Origin of the sequence: Candidatus Hakubella thermalkaliphila (genome assembly GCF_013281975.1) — a bacterium.
Lineage (GTDB): Bacteria > Actinomycetota > Humimicrobiia > Hakubellales > Hakubellaceae > Hakubella > Hakubella thermalkaliphila.
Map to the genome: position 1 here is coordinate 1 of NZ_BLRZ01000460.1, position 571 is coordinate 571.

A 571-nucleotide genomic window follows, 5' to 3' on the forward strand; every position below is an offset into this window, starting at 1 on the left:
GGGTCAAAAGATGAGATTACTGCGATTCGCTCGTAAATACAATGGGTGATGGGTACGATCGCGAGTGAAGCGTGGTGAACTCTTATATTACAATTATAATATACTTATGTTTATGCACAAAATGGACCAGACCAGAACGCCTTACATTGAAGGCTTAATAAAATATGTAAAAGAAAACAGGTTACCCTTCCATATGCCCGGTCATAAACAGGGACAGGGCATTCATCCTCTTTTGAAAAAAATTTTAGGTGATGAGGTGTTTCAATACGATTTAACCGAAGTTGACGGGGTGTATTACCTTCACAACCCCACAGGCATATTGAAAGAAGCTCAAGATTTAGCTGCAGAATTATATAAAGTTGACCAGCCCATTTTCCTTTCCATCCCCAGCTCCCACCCTCAGCAATTGAGTATGGGGCTGATTTAATATTACACAGCACCCACAAAACACTAAGTTCTTTTACCCAGAGTTCCCTGCTTCATGTTAATGAAGGCAAAATAGACACTTATAAGCTTAAAAGCTACCTTAATATCCTGGAATCTTCCAGCCCCAACTACTTATTACTGATGA

The 571-nt window shown here is 39.8% G+C and carries 2 protein-coding genes; both read left to right on the top strand.

Going from position 1 to position 571, the window contains the following annotated elements:
- Positions 1-121: 121 nt before the first annotated feature.
- Positions 122-427, top strand: coding sequence for a hypothetical protein (locus tag HW443_RS12705; protein ID WP_176238388.1), 306 nt, complete (start codon positions 122-124; stop codon positions 425-427).
- Positions 427-571, top strand: a 145-nt coding sequence (locus tag HW443_RS14235; protein WP_407079834.1) for a hypothetical protein, incomplete at its 3' end; no start/stop codon positions are given. The genes HW443_RS12705 and HW443_RS14235, both read left to right, overlap by 1 nt.